The organism is uncultured Litoreibacter sp. (genome assembly GCF_947501785.1).
GTDB lineage: Bacteria > Pseudomonadota > Alphaproteobacteria > Rhodobacterales > Rhodobacteraceae > Litoreibacter.
Window position 1 is genome coordinate 3,039,056 of sequence record NZ_CANMXB010000001.1, and the last position, 16,431, is coordinate 3,055,486.

At 59.2% G+C, this 16,431-nt stretch carries 15 protein-coding genes; 9 read left to right on the forward strand and 6 right to left on the reverse strand.

From position 1 onward, the window contains the following. Window positions 1-16: 16 nt before the first annotated feature. From Q0899_RS15060 to Q0899_RS15070, 3 genes are read left to right on the forward strand one after another with little or no spacing between them, the layout of a single operon-like run. Window positions 17-1,423, forward strand: coding sequence for an MFS transporter (locus tag Q0899_RS15060; RefSeq protein WP_298295369.1), 1,407 nt, complete (start codon window positions 17-19; stop codon window positions 1,421-1,423). Continuing rightward, entirely contained in the window at window positions 1,405-2,313 is a 909-nt protein-coding gene (gene mepA / locus Q0899_RS15065) for a penicillin-insensitive murein endopeptidase (protein WP_299193846.1), read from the forward strand. The genes Q0899_RS15060 and mepA overlap by 19 nt, the downstream gene beginning before the upstream one ends. Next, a complete protein-coding gene (locus Q0899_RS15070) occupies window positions 2,286-3,176 on the forward strand; it encodes an esterase-like activity of phytase family protein (RefSeq protein WP_298295373.1) in 891 nt (296 codons plus the stop codon). Before mepA ends, Q0899_RS15070 begins: the two co-directional genes overlap by 28 nt. Before the next feature lie 6 nt (window positions 3,177-3,182). Here the strand turns inward: Q0899_RS15070 and Q0899_RS15075 are convergent, their stop codons facing one another. The 4 genes from Q0899_RS15075 to Q0899_RS15090 form a co-directional block, all read right to left on the reverse strand. After that, window positions 3,183-3,515 (reverse strand): hypothetical protein, encoded by a 333-nt coding sequence (locus Q0899_RS15075; protein WP_299193849.1) that lies wholly within the window; start codon window positions 3,513-3,515, stop codon window positions 3,183-3,185. A 324-nt stretch (window positions 3,516-3,839) separates the two neighbouring features. Further along, window positions 3,840-5,621, reverse strand: a complete 1,782-nt coding sequence (locus Q0899_RS15080; RefSeq protein ID WP_299193851.1) for a hypothetical protein — start codon at window positions 5,619-5,621, stop codon at window positions 3,840-3,842. Then, window positions 5,611-6,495 (reverse strand): DUF4123 domain-containing protein, encoded by an 885-nt coding sequence (locus Q0899_RS15085; protein ID WP_298295379.1) that lies wholly within the window; start codon window positions 6,493-6,495, stop codon window positions 5,611-5,613. The genes Q0899_RS15080 and Q0899_RS15085 overlap by 11 nt, the downstream gene beginning before the upstream one ends. Before the next feature lie 247 nt (window positions 6,496-6,742). Then, window positions 6,743-7,579, reverse strand: coding sequence for an LOG family protein (locus tag Q0899_RS15090; RefSeq protein ID WP_298295382.1), 837 nt, complete (start codon window positions 7,577-7,579; stop codon window positions 6,743-6,745). Between the two features lie 87 nt (window positions 7,580-7,666). Between Q0899_RS15090 and dapD the strand changes: the two genes are divergently transcribed. Further along, window positions 7,667-8,494, forward strand: a complete 828-nt coding sequence (dapD, locus tag Q0899_RS15095) for a 2,3,4,5-tetrahydropyridine-2,6-dicarboxylate N-succinyltransferase (protein WP_298295384.1) — start codon at window positions 7,667-7,669, stop codon at window positions 8,492-8,494. Between the two features lies 1 nt (window position 8,495). Here dapD and Q0899_RS15100 read toward each other — a convergent pair whose 3' ends face one another. Beyond that, the gene (locus tag Q0899_RS15100) at window positions 8,496-9,548 is read right to left on the reverse strand and encodes a transporter substrate-binding domain-containing protein (RefSeq protein ID WP_298295386.1); all 1,053 of its coding nucleotides are present in this window, start codon (window positions 9,546-9,548) and stop codon (window positions 8,496-8,498) included. 133 nt (window positions 9,549-9,681) lie between these two features. Between Q0899_RS15100 and Q0899_RS15105 the strand changes: the two genes are divergently transcribed. After that, complete coding sequence (locus tag Q0899_RS15105; protein WP_299193854.1) at window positions 9,682-10,050, forward strand: hypothetical protein; 369 nt, start codon at window positions 9,682-9,684, stop codon at window positions 10,048-10,050. Here Q0899_RS15105 and Q0899_RS15110 read toward each other — a convergent pair. Continuing rightward, window positions 10,047-10,694 (reverse strand): Hint domain-containing protein, encoded by a 648-nt coding sequence (locus Q0899_RS15110; protein ID WP_298295390.1) that lies wholly within the window; start codon window positions 10,692-10,694, stop codon window positions 10,047-10,049. The two genes, Q0899_RS15105 and Q0899_RS15110, sit on opposite strands and share 4 nt — an antisense overlap. 254 nt (window positions 10,695-10,948) lie before the next feature. On the opposite strand from Q0899_RS15110, the gene dapE reads away from it, so the two are divergent. From dapE to Q0899_RS15130, 4 genes are all read left to right on the forward strand, one after another. Further along, window positions 10,949-12,097 (forward strand): succinyl-diaminopimelate desuccinylase, encoded by a 1,149-nt coding sequence (gene dapE, locus Q0899_RS15115; RefSeq protein ID WP_299193857.1) that lies wholly within the window; start codon window positions 10,949-10,951, stop codon window positions 12,095-12,097. Beyond that, window positions 12,090-12,659: a TIGR04282 family arsenosugar biosynthesis glycosyltransferase gene (locus tag Q0899_RS15120; RefSeq protein WP_299193859.1), complete on the forward strand. Its 570-nt coding sequence runs from the start codon at window positions 12,090-12,092 to the stop codon at window positions 12,657-12,659. The genes dapE and Q0899_RS15120 overlap by 8 nt, the downstream gene beginning before the upstream one ends. A gap of 76 nt (window positions 12,660-12,735) precedes the next feature. Beyond that, window positions 12,736-14,994 carry a ribonuclease R gene (rnr, locus tag Q0899_RS15125; protein WP_299193861.1) on the forward strand — a complete coding sequence of 753 codons (2,259 nt, stop codon included), beginning with the start codon at window positions 12,736-12,738 and terminating at the stop codon, window positions 14,992-14,994. Window positions 14,995-15,086: 92 nt separating this feature from the next. Then, on the forward strand, window positions 15,087-16,427 hold the full coding sequence (locus tag Q0899_RS15130; protein ID WP_299193863.1) for a lytic murein transglycosylase: 1,341 nt from the start codon (window positions 15,087-15,089) through the stop codon (window positions 16,425-16,427). Window positions 16,428-16,431: the final 4 nt, after the last annotated feature.

The window sequence follows — 16,431 nt, forward strand, 5'->3', positions numbered from 1 at the left end:
GGGGGACAATGAAGGTATGACGGATATTCCGTTAAAGAAGCGCGTGCGCGGCTGGATGATGTTCGACTGGGCCAGCCAGCCGTATAATACGTCATTGCTCACATTTGTTTTCGGGCCATATTTTGCTGCGGTTGTTGCGAAACAGCTGATGGACGGCGGCCTAATCGAGAGCGCAGCAAAGGCCCAGGCCCAGTCAACATGGGGCTGGGCGCTTACAATTTCAGGTCTGTTGATTGCCGCGTTGGCTCCGGTAATGGGGGCTGTCGCGGATAGCTCAGGCCGGCGGCTTCCGTTTATCTGGGTATTCTCAGCTCTGTATGTCGTTGGGGCGTGTGGAGTTTGGTTGGCTGCGCCCAATGTCATGAACGTCGCATTGGTGCTGGGCCTCTTCATTATCGGTCTGATTGGCATGGAGTTCGCCACAATTTTTACCAACGCCATGTTGCCTGATTTGGGGCCACGCGAGGAAATTGGAAAACTGTCCGGCACCGGGTTTTCGATTGGTTACGTGGGCGGTTTGGTGTCTCTCGTGTTGATCCTCTGTCTGCTTGCTGAGAATGAGCAGGGAAAGACGCTGATCGGAATTCAGCCAATACTTGGCCTTGATCCGGAATTGCGTGAAGGGACCAGATCTGTAGGGACGTTCACCGCGCTTTGGTACATGATCTTCATGATCCCATTTTTTCTTTGGGTGCGTGAGCCGGGGCCGCACAAACCGTTCCCCAAGAACGTAGTGCGAAAGAGCTTTTCAGACCTGAAAGTCACACTATCGAAGCTTCCGAAGAGCCCGAGCCTCACCGCCTATCTTGGTTCATCGATGCTATATCGGGATGCTTTGAACGGCATGTACACTTTTGGTGGTGTCTACGCGGTGCTCGTTCTGGATTGGACTGTGGTCGATGTTGGGGTCTTCGGTATCTTGGCAATTATTGCGGGCGCGATTTCCGCCTTTTTGGGAGGCCGTGCAGACAGCCGGTTTGGTCCGAAGCCTGTGATCGTCTCCTGCATTGTCGCGCTGATGTTGGCGGCAATTGGGATTGTGTCCATTTCGAAAGAGTCGATCTTCGGCGTCATGGTGTCGATGGAGGATGTGCTTGGGCCTTTCTCGACCTCGGACTTGGCATTTTATTTCTGCGGCTGCGTTGTCGGCGCGGCTGGAGGCACGCTGCAGGCAGCGTCGCGCACCATGTTGGTGTTGCAAGCCAACCCCGAGCGCATGACGGAAGCCTTTGGGCTTTATGCGCTTGCGGGCAAGGCCACATCTTTTCTTGCGCCGATGCTGATTGCGATTGTGACAACTGTTTCAGAAAGTCAGCGGATTGGCGTAAGTCCCGTGATCGTGCTCTTCCTTTTGGGACTCATCCTGCTACTCTGGGTGAAACCTGAAGGAGAGGATGAAGAGGTATGGGCTTCCGCCACTTAATCGCCGGGCTTTCCACTGTTGTTTTGATAAGTTGTGGCGGGTCGGACCGTGCCGCCGCGCCTGAGGTGCGCAAAGACCTGGGCGCGCAGGGGCAGATCATCGCAAAGACGCTGTTTGGGGCGAAGCGGTCGGGGTCGGCGCAAACGCCTGCAGCTTTTGGGTCTTATGCCAACGGATGCGCCGCCGGGCTGGTGCAGCTTCCAGAAACCGGGCCGACATGGCAGGCGATGCGCCTGTCGCGCAACCGCAATTGGGGGCATCCCGACACGGTTGATTTTGTCAAAGATCTAAGCCGGGTGGCCACCCGCCAGGGGTGGGCAGGACTATATGTTGGCGATTTGAGCCAGCCGCGCGGCGGGCCGATGCTGACGGGTCACCGGTCCCATCAGATCGGGCTGGACGCGGACATCTGGATGAACCCCGCAAAGTCCATGAGCCTGAGCGCCAACCAGCGGGAAAATATCTCGGCCATTTCGATGCGGCGGTCCAACGGCGCGTTTGTGAATTCGGGTTGGACGCGTGGGCATCACGAGGTGCTGAAGGCTGCGGCCTCGGACCCGCGCGTGGCGCGGATTTTTGTCTTCCCGGGTGCCAAGGTGCAGATGTGCAAGGACGCCAAGGGCGACCGGTCGTGGCTGCGCAAAGTGCGGCCTTGGTGGGGGCATCACTACCATTTCCATGTGCGGCTGGCCTGCCCCAAGGGGTCGCGCGGCTGCGTGGATCAGACCCCGCCGCCGGCCGGTGACGGATGCGCCGACGCGCAGCAATGGGTCAACAACATTCTGAACCCGCCGCCCCCTGACCCGAACGCCCCGCCGCCCAAGAAACGCCGCGAATTGCGGTTGGCCGACCTACCAAACCAATGCGTTGGAGTGCTGCAATCAAACTGAGCCTGTCGGTTCTGATTTTGTTTGTCTGGGGCGCCGCGGCGGTGGCCCAGTCATTGGAGCTTGTCGGGTCGCGCACCTGGGGCGAGCCCGCAGAGGGCTTTGGCGGCTTCTCCTCCATCGAAGTGTCGGCCAATGGCAGCAGCTTTCTGGCGACCACCGACAAGGGGCTTTTTGCCGAAGGGGTCTTTGTCCGGTCCCGTGGCCGGATCGTAGGCATCGACAACGCCAAATTCCGCACCATCCTGGGCACCGACGCAGAGCCGCTGGTCAGCTATCGCACGGACGCCGAAGGGCTGGCCGTGCATAACGGGCGCGACATCTACGTCTCGTTTGAGGGGCATCATGTCATTCGGAAGTTCGCGGCTTTGGACGGACCGTCCGAGGTGCTGAAAATGCCACCGTCCTTTCGTTACTTGCAAAACAACTCCTCGTTGGAGGCTTTGGCGGTCGATGGCAACGGTGTGCTGTATACGGTGCCCGAGCGGTCCGGCCGGTTGGACCGACCGTTCCCTGTTTGGCGCAACAACAAAGGCCGGTGGGACAGCCGCCTGCAAATTCCGCGCCGCGGCGGATTCCTAGTTGTCGGGGCGGATTTCGGGCCAGACGGTCGGCTGTACATCCTGGAGCGCGATTTCAACGGCGTGTCCGCTTTTTCCACCCGCATCCGCAGTTTCATTGTCGGGCAGGGCCGGCTGCGGGACGAAAAGACGCTGCTGACCACCACCCCGGGCACGCATGACAATCTGGAAGGCATATCCGTCTGGGCGAATGACGCGGGCAACATCCGCGTCACCATGATCTCGGACGACAATTTCCGGTTCTTCCAGAAGACCGAATTTGTGGAGTACAGGCTGGTGCCTTGAGTGAGGTTAATCGGCCAAGAAGTCGATCAAGTCAGGCTCCGGGCTATCTTTGTAAATCCATTGATAGAGGCCGAGCACGTAATTGTAGAGCGCGGTTTCTGATGCGAAATCGGTTTTGAATTTGCGTTCGTAGTCTTCGTGCCGCAGAGGGCGGTATTCCAGAAACAGCTCGAAATCCTGTTTGAGCCTGGGCTTAGACGGGCCGTTATTGTCCTTGACCTCGGCTTCCAGAAATTCGTCCCGGTCGCTGTCGCCGTCCAGATATGTCTCGAACAGCCAATGAAGTTCTGGGTATGTTTCGCCAAACAGATAGACGGAATTAGTGACCTTTGCGACCACGTTAGTCCTTTAGAAAATCGGTTAGATCTGGTTCCGGGCCATTGGCGAAAAACCAATTATATACGAGCCCGAAATAGGCGTAGAGCCTATCAGTTCCGTCGAAGTCAAAGCCAAAGAATCTCTCGTATTCGTCGTCGTTTATGGGACGATGCTCGAGAAACTCGCGAAGCCTTTCTTCTAGAAATTCCGAGTGTGGAGCAGAATTATCGCCATAGTTTGTCAGTCGTTCTTCGTCAAAATGCCCAGCATTGAAGTAGCTATCGAAGACAGACGAAACGGATGAGTACCGAAGCTCGAACTCTTTTTTGTTCAAAGGTGGCATTCTTATTCCTTTGGCTTTGGGTATGAGCTGTCATAAATCAGCGTTAGTGGTTGTCCAGGGTCGTCCGGATGGCTGACCTTAAATCCAGTTGCGATAGTTCCGTCCGTGAAGTCTACACTATCGACTCCGGAGGGATTTTTGCTAGAACCAACGCGCTTGTAACCCGAAAACCTGACATTGGCCTTCTCTTCCCAGAGGTCAACAATGTCGAACTTTAATACTATGTAGTCGTTATTGGTCTTTCTTGCATTCGCTAATGGTTCTTCGTACTTGTCCAGATTTTCTATTAGATAGTCGTAGGCCCTCACCTGATCGACAGCAGAATTGAATTTGGTCGAATACGGCGGTGCGAAATTCTTTATCTTATTGGTGGCCGGGTCTTTCTTTAACAAGATACGCTCTCGCAGCGCTTTCATTGATACGTTCCAACCGTGATTCTGAGGGCCATGCGCACCGGGATGCGTTCGAGCCAATTCATCCAACCTTCGCTTATAGTAGGAGGATGGGCGATACATGCGGCGTCTTGCGTCCATTATGTCGTCGGCTGCAAAGCGGATGGCCTGGCGCAGCTTGGTTCCGAGTGGGCCGATTTGCTCAATGATCTTCGCGATGTCGTCCATGAAGGCGAGCACAGCGCGAACGGCACCGGACCCTTTGATGGCAGAGCGGATTTTGCGCGCCAAGTTCGCAGCACGGGTTCCCAGCAACCCGGCGCTGGCCGCAGCGCCAACACCGGTCGTGGTACATAGCGCGGCGATGATCGACGTGATGGCCCAAATCAACACTTCCGGGAGGATGAAGCCCGTGCCTTCCCCAAAGAGCTTAGCCCAGAAGTTGGGTGTCATCATAAAGACGACCTTCATCATGGTATTGGCAATCAGGCCCAAAACAGGCGTGTAAGAGACAATTTCGATCAGGCCATTCATCCATTCGATACCGTCCTGGATCGACTGTTGGATCAATTCGCCAAATTCGCCGATTACCCCGCCAAGCGCAGCCAGCCCGCTTAGCTTGAGCAGGTCTGTCATGAAGCCGTCAAAGTCCCCCGCCATCAGCTTCTTGAAACAGGCGCTGATTTTTTCCAACGCCTCGAAAATTTCGTCTTCGTTGTTGTTCCACGTCTCCAACAGCTTGCGGCTGAGGAAATTGGAAATACCTATCGGCCCCAGCGACAGGTCAGGGTTTCGACGCAAATAGCTTTCCATCGCTGCCGCGGAACTTTTCAGAAACCCCCAAGCGCTTCCCCAAAATTCTTTTTCGCTATTCCACCAGTTCGACAGCCCCTTACCTATGCCGTTGACGAATTCTGCCCCAGCGCCAGCAAAACCCTCACGTTCCCATTCCAACACGAAGGGTGCGAACTTGTCGGTCATTTTGACTTCGAAATCGAACAGACCGGCGACGAGTGTTTTTTCCAGTTCCCAAGCTTCTTGCTCAGTTGCGCCGATGTCGCGGCCGGGGTTGGTCAATGCTTGGGCGGCACCGTTGTAAGGAGCTTCACCATATAGCGCGACACCTAGATCGGTTCTGAGCGCGCCCGTGCCCGTTACAGCATCCCGCGCGCCAACAGAGATTGGCGCGGTCGTCGGAAGTTCAGCCACCAGCATGGCGCCAGCACCATCGCGTAGTTCTATGGGCATATCCACAATGGGTGTATTGAAGCCGTCATCGTACAAAAACTGGACGCCAATGGGTCGGGCACATTTGCCCGTTGGACATGCAAATTCTCCGGCGTTGACCATGCCTACCGGTTCTGCACGAGCCGTAATTTCATCAGGGTCCATCCTGAGTTTCCTTTTTGCTCATAGCCTGCTTGAGGGCTTTGATACGCTCATCCTCCGCGTGGTCAGAGTGCAGTATCGCGCTGGTCTGATTATTGAGCCAGTGCCGCCCGAAAAATGCGGCCCAAGCTGAAATAAGGAAGAGGTTTTCAAACCGGAGGAATCCTGCTTGACGGGCGACGGAGACCGCATGAGAGATCTCCCGCGTCAGAAGGCTATCGGAGAGATGATTAAGCTCCGTTGGAAAGGTTTTCCTCAGCAAACCTGAGATCTTGTTGATATCGCGTCGGGTTTGATCCGTGCGAAACACATCCATTTCGTAACTGCTGAGAGTCAGAGGGCCCACAGCGCGGTTTGATGCCGGTATCAGCTTGTTGGGCGAGACTTCCAAAACGCCCTTCCCGTTGTCCTGTTCGATGAGCAGTGTCAGCTGATGACCCCCGGATGTGGTAAACCATTTGCTGATCCGTTCTGGCCACGTTGCGATGATTGAAAAATACTGCGCCGCAATTCTTGGTTCCCAAAATCGAAAGAACTGCCAGCCGTCTTCATTTTCGCATTGGACTTTGGTGAATTTTCGGAAGTGGTCGCGGAGTTCATCATGGGACGCGGTGGTCCGAACAAGAACACCGGTTGATCGTCCCCAATGCTTTTCGAAATAGTCGCGATGAAATGCGGGGGCGGTTTGGCCGGCAACGCTCTGATCCTCCGGCAAGGTCAGGTCGACCAGATAGGGGGCTGCCTCTTCCACATCTGTGGACAGCTCGCCCTTGAACAAGCAGGTCGTGGGCACGTCTACGACATCAAGGTCAAACAGCCCTGTGACATTTTTTTCGAAGGGTGCCATCAACCAGAAGATATGTCCGGTGGTCACCATGAAACGCCAGATGCAACAAGGCCTCATCTGGCGACGCATCGCTGCTGATCCCTGCAAAGCGATGGCGCTGGGTATTCAATTGCAGCTCTTGATGTTCAGGCGGGGCAGCCTCGAACGAGATTGTGGACATAAATCAGGTCGCTAAAAGGTTTTGAACGAATCTGGGGCAATCATTCCAAGCTTGCCGGCGTTATGCAAACACTCGGTCAGGGGTGGGCGACGAGGCGGCCGTTGTAAGCCGAAGACTTCAGCGCCCCGGGATCGCCGCGCGGGCGGGGGATTTCTCCCAGGCGTCGATCACGTCCATCGCCTGCTGGCCGGTTTCGACGAATTTGAACAGGCTGAGATCCTCTTCCGAGATGGTGCCCGCGTCGGCCAGGGCCTCCCAGTTGATGATGGAGCGCCAGAACTCTTCGCCGAACAAGAGGAACGGAACCGGCGCCATGCGGCCGGTCTGGATCAGGGTCAACGCTTCGAAGGTTTCATCCAACGTGCCGAACCCGCCCGGGAAGACGGCGACGGCCTTGGCGCGCATCAGGAAATGCATTTTGCGGATGGCGAAGTAGTGGAAATTGAAGCACAGCTCCGGCGTGACATATGCGTTGGGGGCTTGCTCATGTGGCAGCACGATGTTGAGCCCGATGGAGCGCCCGCCCGCGTCAATGGCGCCGCGGTTGCCGGCCTCCATCACGCCGGGGCCGCCGCCGGTGACGATGACGTCCTCATGCCCGTCAGAGCGTTCGGTCATCAGTTTGGCGAAGATGCGGGCTTCTTCGTAATATTGCGACAGGCCCGACAGCGTTTCGGTGCGCGCGGTGTCTTTCTTTGCAGGCTCCGGAATGCGCGCGCCGCCGAACAGCACGATGGTGGAGCGGATGTCTTCCTCATCCATCAGCATCTCCGGTTTGAGCAGTTCCAGCTGCAACCGCACCGGGCGCAATTCGTCGCGGCACAGGAATTCGTTGTCCGCAAAGGCCAAAGCATATGCGGGGGAGCGGGTCTGCGGGGTGTCGGGCACCTCTTGTGCGGCTTCGACGTCCTGCTTGGAATAGCGGAACGGGTGCTTTCGGTTGTCGTCTTTCATCGTAGCCCTCTTGATTGCCTTTGGCGTTCCGTTAGGTCTATAGGCTGCACAACGCTGACGCCACACACGATTAGAGGAAGCCGACATATGTCCAACGCTCAACTTGAGACCGCAATCGAGGCCGCATGGGATGCGCGCGACACGATCACGCCGGCCACCACCGGCGAGCAACGCGACGCGATCGAAGATACTTTGAATGCGTTGGACAGCGGCAAGCTGCGCGTGGCGGAGAAGCAAGACGATGGGTCATGGTATGTGAACCAATGGGCCAAGAAGGCCGTGCTGCTGGGATTCCGCATCAAAGACATGGAGCAGCATGACGGCGGCGCACAAGGTGGTGGCTGGTGGGACAAGGTCGACAGCAAGTTCAAAGGCTGGGGCGACAATCAGTGGAAAGCGGCGGGCTTCCGCGCCGTGCCAAATTGCGTGGTCCGCAAATCTGCCTATATCGCGCCGACCGTGGTGCTGATGCCGTCCTTCGTGAACCTCGGCGCATATGTAGACGAGGGCACCATGGTCGACACATGGGCCACCGTCGGATCCTGCGCGCAGATCGGCAAGAATGTGCACCTGTCGGGCGGCGTCGGCATTGGCGGCGTGTTGGAGCCGATGCAGGCCGGGCCGACCATCATTGAAGACAATTGCTTCATCGGGGCGCGGTCCGAAGTGGTTGAGGGCTGCATCGTGCGTGAAGGGTCCGTGCTTGGCATGGGCGTGTTCATCGGCCAGTCCACCAAGATCGTGGACCGCGAGACTGGCGAAGTGATGTATGGCGAAGTGCCGCCCTACTCGGTGGTTGTGGCAGGTTCGATGCCATCGAAGAACGGCATCAACCTGTATTGCGCGGTCATCGTGAAGCGGGTGGACGAGCGCACGCGGTCCAAAACAGGCATCAACGAGTTGCTGCGGGACTAAGTCACCGCTGCGATCCAAACCATTTTGTGCGAAGGCTGTCATAGCGGCCGTCTTCGCGCATTTGCAGCAGCGCGCGGTTAATCGGTTCGCGCAGCGGGCTGCCTGACGGCAACGCCATGCCGTAATTTTCAGGCTTGAACACGCGCTGCACCATGCGGGCCTTCCCGGCCCCGCGTGTGCGGACGTAGTAGGACAGGATCGGCCCGTCGAAGAAGATGGCATCCAGCGTTTTGGCCTCAAACGCGGCGAAAGCATTTTCCACGTTGGCGAAGGTGATGTAGTTGATTTCCCGCTGGTCGAGATACAGCGCGGCGGTAGAGTCTTGCAGCGTTCCAACCCTGCGATCCTCCAGGTCATTCACTGAAGTGACCGAGTTCTGCAGCGCATCAACCGTCATCGCGGCAGTAATTTTTGCAACGAACACGGAGACGATGAACAGGCTGGCCACCACCAGGACAACAGCAAAGAACCGGCCGGCTCGCGAAATTGGCATGCGCTCTTCGAAACCGCCATTGACCACCAGGTTGAGGGCCCACCAAAACGCCGGGAAGACGGCCTCTTTTGCGGGGCGGTCGAAATAGGGCTGGCGCCGGCGCTCAAACAGCCACATCAGCATTCCGCCGCCAAACAGAAGGCCAATCGCGATCAACACGGCGACCGCAATGTCGCGGGTGAACAACGCGCCGAGGACAGAAGACCCGCTTTTTTCCAGCGGTAGCATGATCTGTAGCCCGCTGTTGAATATCGGTTGAGAGAAATCCAGAGCGGTTTCCCGTTCTGCCGTGATCGAGATGTTGGCAATGGCGCCGTCTGCCTCGCCGTTTTTGACGCGATCCAGCATCTCGGCGAAGGTATCTGCGCGGTCAAATTCGGTGCGGCGCCCGAGGTCGGCCGCCAGCATTTGCCAGAGCTCCACGCTGAAACCGATGTCGGCGTCGTTCTCGACCATCGAGAAGGGCGCGCGGGTCACAGTTGTGATCTTGATTGGATCTTCCTGCGCCATAACCGGCATTGCGATAGAAGCCATAACGGCCAACATAATGAATCTTAACATAATTGCGCCGTCCCCACGTTGCACCGTGTACCCTAGCCAAGTGTCCTTCCCGTCTCAAGAGTCTTGACAGTTTTGTGCCGGCGCGGCACTCGGACCCGCAGGGAACGCATGCGGATCGAAAAGGGCAAACCTAATGGCGAAACCGGGGGCAAAGGCGGGCTCAAAGCACCAGGTGTTTACCTTGCTCGTCGAGGTTGGACGCAAAGACGGTGACGATCTGCCGGACGGCGCCAGCGGTGCGGCGATGGTTTGCTATTCCAGCGGCGTGGACGAGGCGGAGGCCGTTCGCGAATGCGTGGCATTGCTCAAGCAGGCCGGATTGGCCCCTCTGGACGTGACGGGTTACGGCAGCTTGGACGAAAGGCTGGCGGAAGGACATGACATCCCGGACGAAGAGCGCGAACTGATGCAACGCGCGCGCGACGAGAATTCGATTGTCGTGGCGCAAAGCACCACCTTTTTTGAAGAAAAAGGGTCAGGGCAGGGAGCGACGGAGACCTAGTTCTGGTAGCCGGACTTGTGCTCGGCCGCGAAACAGCGGGCTTCTTCCACCGACAATACCTTGCCGACGGTTTGACCTGATTTCGGCATGCTTTCCAGCGCGCATTTGCCGACTTTCAGGGTCGCGGCGGTTTCCAATTGGATTTGATAAAGCTGTGCCTTCGGGGCAAGTTCCCAATGCTGCGCCTTGCGCCCGTCCTTAATGGCCCAAGCCGGCACCAACACCGTTTCAGCGCCGAACAGGTATTCTGCAGTGTCGGACGTAATCGCGACGCGATGATCCGCGCCAATCACCAGATCCTGGTCCAGCCCGAAATACGGCGCGCGGATGCAGATGGCCGTTTTTGTCATCGGGGTTTTCAGAATGTGTTTCACGGCGACTGCAACATTGTTGCCATCAAGGACCAGATCGCCTGGCACCAGTTCCTGCAATTCGACCGGGCCGTCTGGCGTTGCCACTCGCGTGGTCCCCAACAGACCTGTTTCCGCGCAGGCCTGTGGCGCCGCGTTGATGTTCCCAATGCCGGGAAGAACGCCGCCGCCAACTGACGGCCGCCCATTTGCCTGTAGCACGAGTTCCGGCTGGGTCGAGACCCTGCCGAGATATGCTAATTGGCCATATGCCTGTACTGTGATCTGCTTCATAACTCTTTATCCCACACAAACCGAACATGGTTTCCGTTGGGGAATGAGTAACTGCCAATCTGTTCGAATTGGTGAACGATCAAGGGCGATTTACTGATAATTTTAAGACATTGCGGCCCAACTTGTGTTCAAATTGGGGCCGACCCACTGCGATTTTTGACGCACCTGGCCATGGCGGATTACGCCGTTTTGCTTGTTGCCTTGAGCGGGGCATGGCAGAACACGGGCAAGCCTCATCATGGACGGAAACCCATATGACACAAGCACTTGACCCGGTGGCATTGACCGCAGACCTTGTCCGATGCGCCTCGGTCACGCCGGAAGAAGGCGGGGCATTGCAGCTGCTGCAACGCATTTTGGGTGAGGCCGGATTTGAGTGTCACCGCGTTGATCGGGGCGAGGTTTGCAACCTCTATGCGCGCTGGGGCCGCAAAGGGGCCAATCGCAGCTTTGGGTTCAACGGCCACACCGATGTGGTGCCGGTTGGCGACGCTGCCGACTGGAGCGTTGACCCGTTCGGGGCCGAGATCAAGGGCGGCTGGCTTTACGGGCGTGGCTCCACAGACATGAAATCCGGCGTCGCGGCCTTTGCCGCCGCTGCTGTGGATTTTGTGCGGGAGTCGCCACCTGACGGGGCAGTCATTCTGGCGATCACCGGCGACGAAGAGGGGCCGGCAACGGACGGAACCGTGGCGTTGCTGGATTGGATGTCAGAGCAAGGCGAGGCGATGACCGGCTGCCTGGTGGGTGAGCCCACCTGTCCCAACGAGATGGGCGAGATGATGAAAATCGGGCGGCGCGGGTCGATGACGGCCTATTTCACGGTGAAGGGCGTGCAGGGACACTCGGCCTACCCGCACCGCGCGTTGAATCCGGTGCCGGTGATGGCGCGGCTGGTGGACCAGTTGGACAGACATGAGATGGATCAGGGGACTGACCACTTTGACGCCTCCACCCTGGCAGTCACCACGATTGACACCGGCAACCCCGCCAACAACGTGATCCCTGCGGAATGCCGCGCAACCGTGAACATCCGCTTCAACGACGCGCATAGCTCGGGGTCCATTGCCCAGTGGTTGCAGAGCGTCGCGGACGCATTGGCGGAAGAAAGCGGGGCCACGATTTCGATGCAAGTGAAGGTGTCCGGCGAAAGCTTTGTGACCCCGCCGGGCGAGTTGTCAGCCATGGTCGCTACGGCCGTGGAGGCAGAGACCGGCAAGGTGCCGGAGATGTCGACCTCGGGCGGTACCTCAGACGCGCGGTTTGTCAAGGATCACTGCCCGGTGGTGGAGTTCGGCTTGGTGGGTAAGACCATGCATCAGGTGGACGAGCGGGTGCGGGTGGACCAAATCCACCAGCTGAAAGCGATCTATGGCCGCATTCTGCGGGACTATTTTGCGTAAAACACTGGTCGTCATGGTCAAGGAGCCGCATCCGGGCCGCGTCAAAACCCGCCTTGGGGCTGATCTGGGGATGGTGGCTGCGGCGTGGTGGTTCCGCCACCAGGTGCACCGGTTGCTGCGCAGCCTTGAAGACCCCCGTTGGGAGCTGGTGCTGGCGGTGTCGCCTGACGCTGAGGGGCTGGCCAGCCGGGTTTGGCCCGCCCATCTGCCACGGATAGCGCAAGGTCGGGGCGACCTTGGCGCACGGATGGGGCGGCTGTTGCGTGGCTTGCCGCCCGGGCCGGTCTGCATCATCGGTGCCGATATCCCTGACGTGACTTCGGCGCGGGTCGCAAGCGCCTTCAAGGCGCTTGGGCGCGCCGAGGCGGTTTTTGGGCCTTCGGAGGATGGCGGGTACTGGCTCATAGGTATGCGCCGCTCAGCGGCGGTGCCTGTGGGAATCTTTGCGGACGTGCGTTGGTCCAGTGCGCACGCGCTGCGCGACACCGAGCGCAGCTTGGCGGGCTTGCGCATAGCGCATGTAGACCGGCTGCGTGATGTGGACACCGTTGGCGACCTTTGAGCGCTTGGGGATTTGCATTTTTTGGGCAGAAAGAAGCTGAGTGCGCCGCGCCGTGGGCCATGCTAGGAGCTGAGGGATGAGCAAGCTTCCTTCCCGCGACGATATTCTACAATGGATTTCGGACAACCCGACCAAAACCGCCAAACGCGACATTGCGCGGGCCTTTGGCATCAAGGGGCAGGCGCGGATTGACCTGAAACGCATGTTGAAGGAGCTGGAGGCGGACGGCCATCTGACCAAGCGCAAGAAGACCTATCGGGAAAAGGACGGGCTGCCGCCTGTGTCGGTCTGTCGGGTCATTGGGCCAGATGCGGACGGTGACCTGTTTTTGGAACCGGCCGAGTGGGAAGGCGAGGGCGATGCGCCGCGCATCTTGTTTGTTGAGAAGAAAGGTGACCCGGCCTTGGCGGAAGGGGACCGCGCACTGTGCAGATTGGCCAAGGTGAGCGGCGAAGATCACGCCTATGAGGCGCGGCTGATCCGGCGCATCGGCGCAGGGCCTGCAAAGATCATCGGGCTGTTCAGGGCATCCTCCGAAGGGGGGCGGATCACGCCGATCGACAAAGGATCGGACCGCGAATGGCGGGTGGCTGCGGGCGCGACCGAAGGGGCCAAAGACGGCGAGCTGGTCGAGGCGGAACAGACCGGGCCCAAGTCCCGCATGGGGCTGCCGCAGGCGCGGATCACCGCGCGGTTGGGTGACCCATCTGCCGCCAAAGCGGTGTCTTTGATTGCGATCCATCAGCACCAGATACCGGATGATTTTCCGGAAGAGGTGGTTGCGGATGCCGAGGCCGCAAAGCCTGTTTCGCTGGGAAAACGCGAAGATTTGCGGGACCTGCCTTTGGTGACGATCGACCCGTCGGATGCGCGCGATCATGACGACGCCTGCTACGCGCATGCCGATGACGACCCGAAGAACAAAGGCGGCCACGTGGTTTGGGTGGCGATTGCCGATGTGGCGCATTATGTGACGCCGGGGTCGCGGCTGGACCGGGAGGCCCGTAAACGGGGCAATTCCACCTATTTCCCCGACCGCGTGGTGCCGATGCTGCCGGATGCGCTTTCAGGCGATCTTTGCTCCCTGCATGAGGGCGTGGAGCGGGCCTGCATCGCGGTGCGCATGGTGCTGGACAAGGACGGCAACAAGCTGGGGCACCGGTTTGTGCGCGGGCTGATGAATTCCCCTGCTGCGTTGAATTATGAGGAGGTGCAGGCGGGGCAGGACGGGCGGCCAAACGACAAGGTTGCGCCTTTGATGGACGGTGTGATTGCGCCCCTCTATGTGGCCTATGAGGCCCTGAAAGCCGCGCGGGAGCGGCGGCAACCGTTGGAGCTGGACCTGCCGGAGCGCAAGATAGTGCTCGATGATGAAGGCCGTGTGACGAGCGTCGCGTTTCGCGATCGGCTGGACGCCCATAAGCTGATCGAGGAATTCATGGTGCTGGCCAATGTCGCGGCCGCCGAGACGTTGCAGGAAAAGAAGGTGCCGCTGCTGTTCCGGGTGCATGAGGAACCTTCGCCTGAGAAGCTGGAGAGCCTGCGGGAGATCGCGGGGGCGTCTGGGTTCAACTTGGCCAAGGGGCAGGTTTTGCAGACCCGGCACCTGAACCGGCTGCTGGCGCAGGCGCAGGACACGGAACATGCGGAGTTGATGAATATCAGCGCCCTGCGGTCGATGACGCAGGCTTACTATGCGCCCGAGAATTTCGGGCATTTCGGGTTGGCCTTGAAGAATTACGCGCATTTTACCTCGCCCATTCGGCGGTATGCCGACCTGATCGTGCACCGCGCGCTGGTGAGTGCTCATAAATGGGGCGGTGACGGGTTGGATGCGGCGGCGATAGACGGCCTGAAAGAAACCGGGGAGCATATTTCCACGACGGAGCGGCGCTCGATGGTGGCGGAGCGGGACACGACAGACCGCTACCTGGCGGCTTTTTTGGCTGACCGGGTTGGCACCGAGGTGGCGGGGCGCATTTCCGGCGCGGTCAGCTTCGGCGTGTTTGTGAAATTGGACGAGACCGGCGCGGACGGGCTGGTGCCGGTGCGTGGCATTGGGCGGGAGTATTTTGTACATGACCGCGAGGCGCAGACACTGCGGGGCGAAAAGACGGGGCTGACGCTTGGTTTGGGGCAGCGCGTCTTGGTTCGCATTGCGGAGGCCACACCGATGACCGGCGGGTTAACGCTCGACTTGCTGGAACTGGAGGGCCGCGCTGTGCCGCAAAACCCCGGCGGGCGACGACCCGGGGGCAGTGGCGGGCGGCGCAAGCTGGTCAAGCACCGCAAGAAGGGATCAAAGCTGCGCAAGAAGGCCGCGCGCCGCAAATAGCGCGCATACTGCGCCGGGGCTTTCAGCTTCGGCCGAGAAGCGCTAGATTGCCCGCCAACAAGAAACGGAACAAAAATCCGGGCGGTACTCAGATGAACAGGTTAATTTCAGGGATAATCGTGGCTTTGGCGGGGGCAGTGCCGGCTATCGCACTTGAACGCTCTGTGCGGCCCGAACCGCGACCGGTGATTGAATTGGCAGCCGCCAGCACATCGGGCGTGGTGCTGACAGGCGCGCAAGTGCCGGGGGTTGTGCGCTCCATTCGACCTCAAATCCGTGGGACCGTCTCAGCCCCGGTTGTGCAGGTGGCGGATAAGGCCGGGTTTGGTACTTGGATCAAAGGGTTCCGGGGGCGGGCCTTGGCCAAAGGGATTTCGCCGGAGACCTTTGATCGCGCGTTTCGCGGGGTGACATATGACCCCGAGGTGATCAAACGCGACCGCAACCAGTCGGAATTTACCAAGACCTTGTGGGATTACCTGGACTCAGCGGCCAGCGACACGCGGATTGCCAATGGCAAGGCGGCGATGCGCAAACATGGCGCGGTGCTGGACCGGATAGAGGCGCGGTTTGGCGTGGACAAACATGTGGTCGCTGCTGTTTGGGGATTGGAGAGCGCCTATGGAACCTTTCGCGGATCCAAGGATCTGGTGGGTTCGCTGGCAACGCTGGCCTTTGACGCGCGGCGTGGCGCCTTCTTTGAGCAGCAGCTGGTTGCGGGTCTGAAGATCATTCAGGCGGGCGATGTCGCACCCCGGTCCATGACCGGATCGTGGGCGGGGGCGATGGGACATACCCAGTTTATCCCGACCTCGTACCTCGACTACGCGGTGGATTTCACCGGCGACGGCAAGCGCGACATTTGGTCGGATAATCCCACGGATGCACTGGCCTCGACCGCAAACTATCTGGCGAAGTTTGGCTGGGTAACAGGCCAGCCATGGGGGGTTGAGGTGCAGGTGTCGGATGGGTTTGACTACACGCTAGCCAACCGCAAGGTGCTGAAATCCCCCGCCGATTGGGGCGGTTTGGGAGTGAAGGACATGCAGGGCCGGGTCGTGCCCAACCATGGGGCGGCCTCGATCCTGCTGCCTGCGGGCGCCGAGGGTGCGGCCTTCATGATCTTCAAGAATTTCGAGGTGATCGAGCGCTACAACACGGCCGACGCCTATGTGATCGGGGTCGGGCATCTGTCGGACCGGTTGCGCGGCGGGCCGGCGATCAAGGCCAGCTGGCCGCGCGGGGACCGGGCTTTGACCTTCAAGGAGCGGGTCGAGATGCAGAAACTGCTGACCGCGAAAGGGTTTGATACACGCAAGATTGACGGCAAGATCGGTCCGCTGACGATCAACGCGGTGCGGCGGTATCAGAAGTCGCAGGGGCTGGTGCAGGACGGCTATGCCAGCCTGCGGATATTGCAGAGGTTGCGCTGATCTC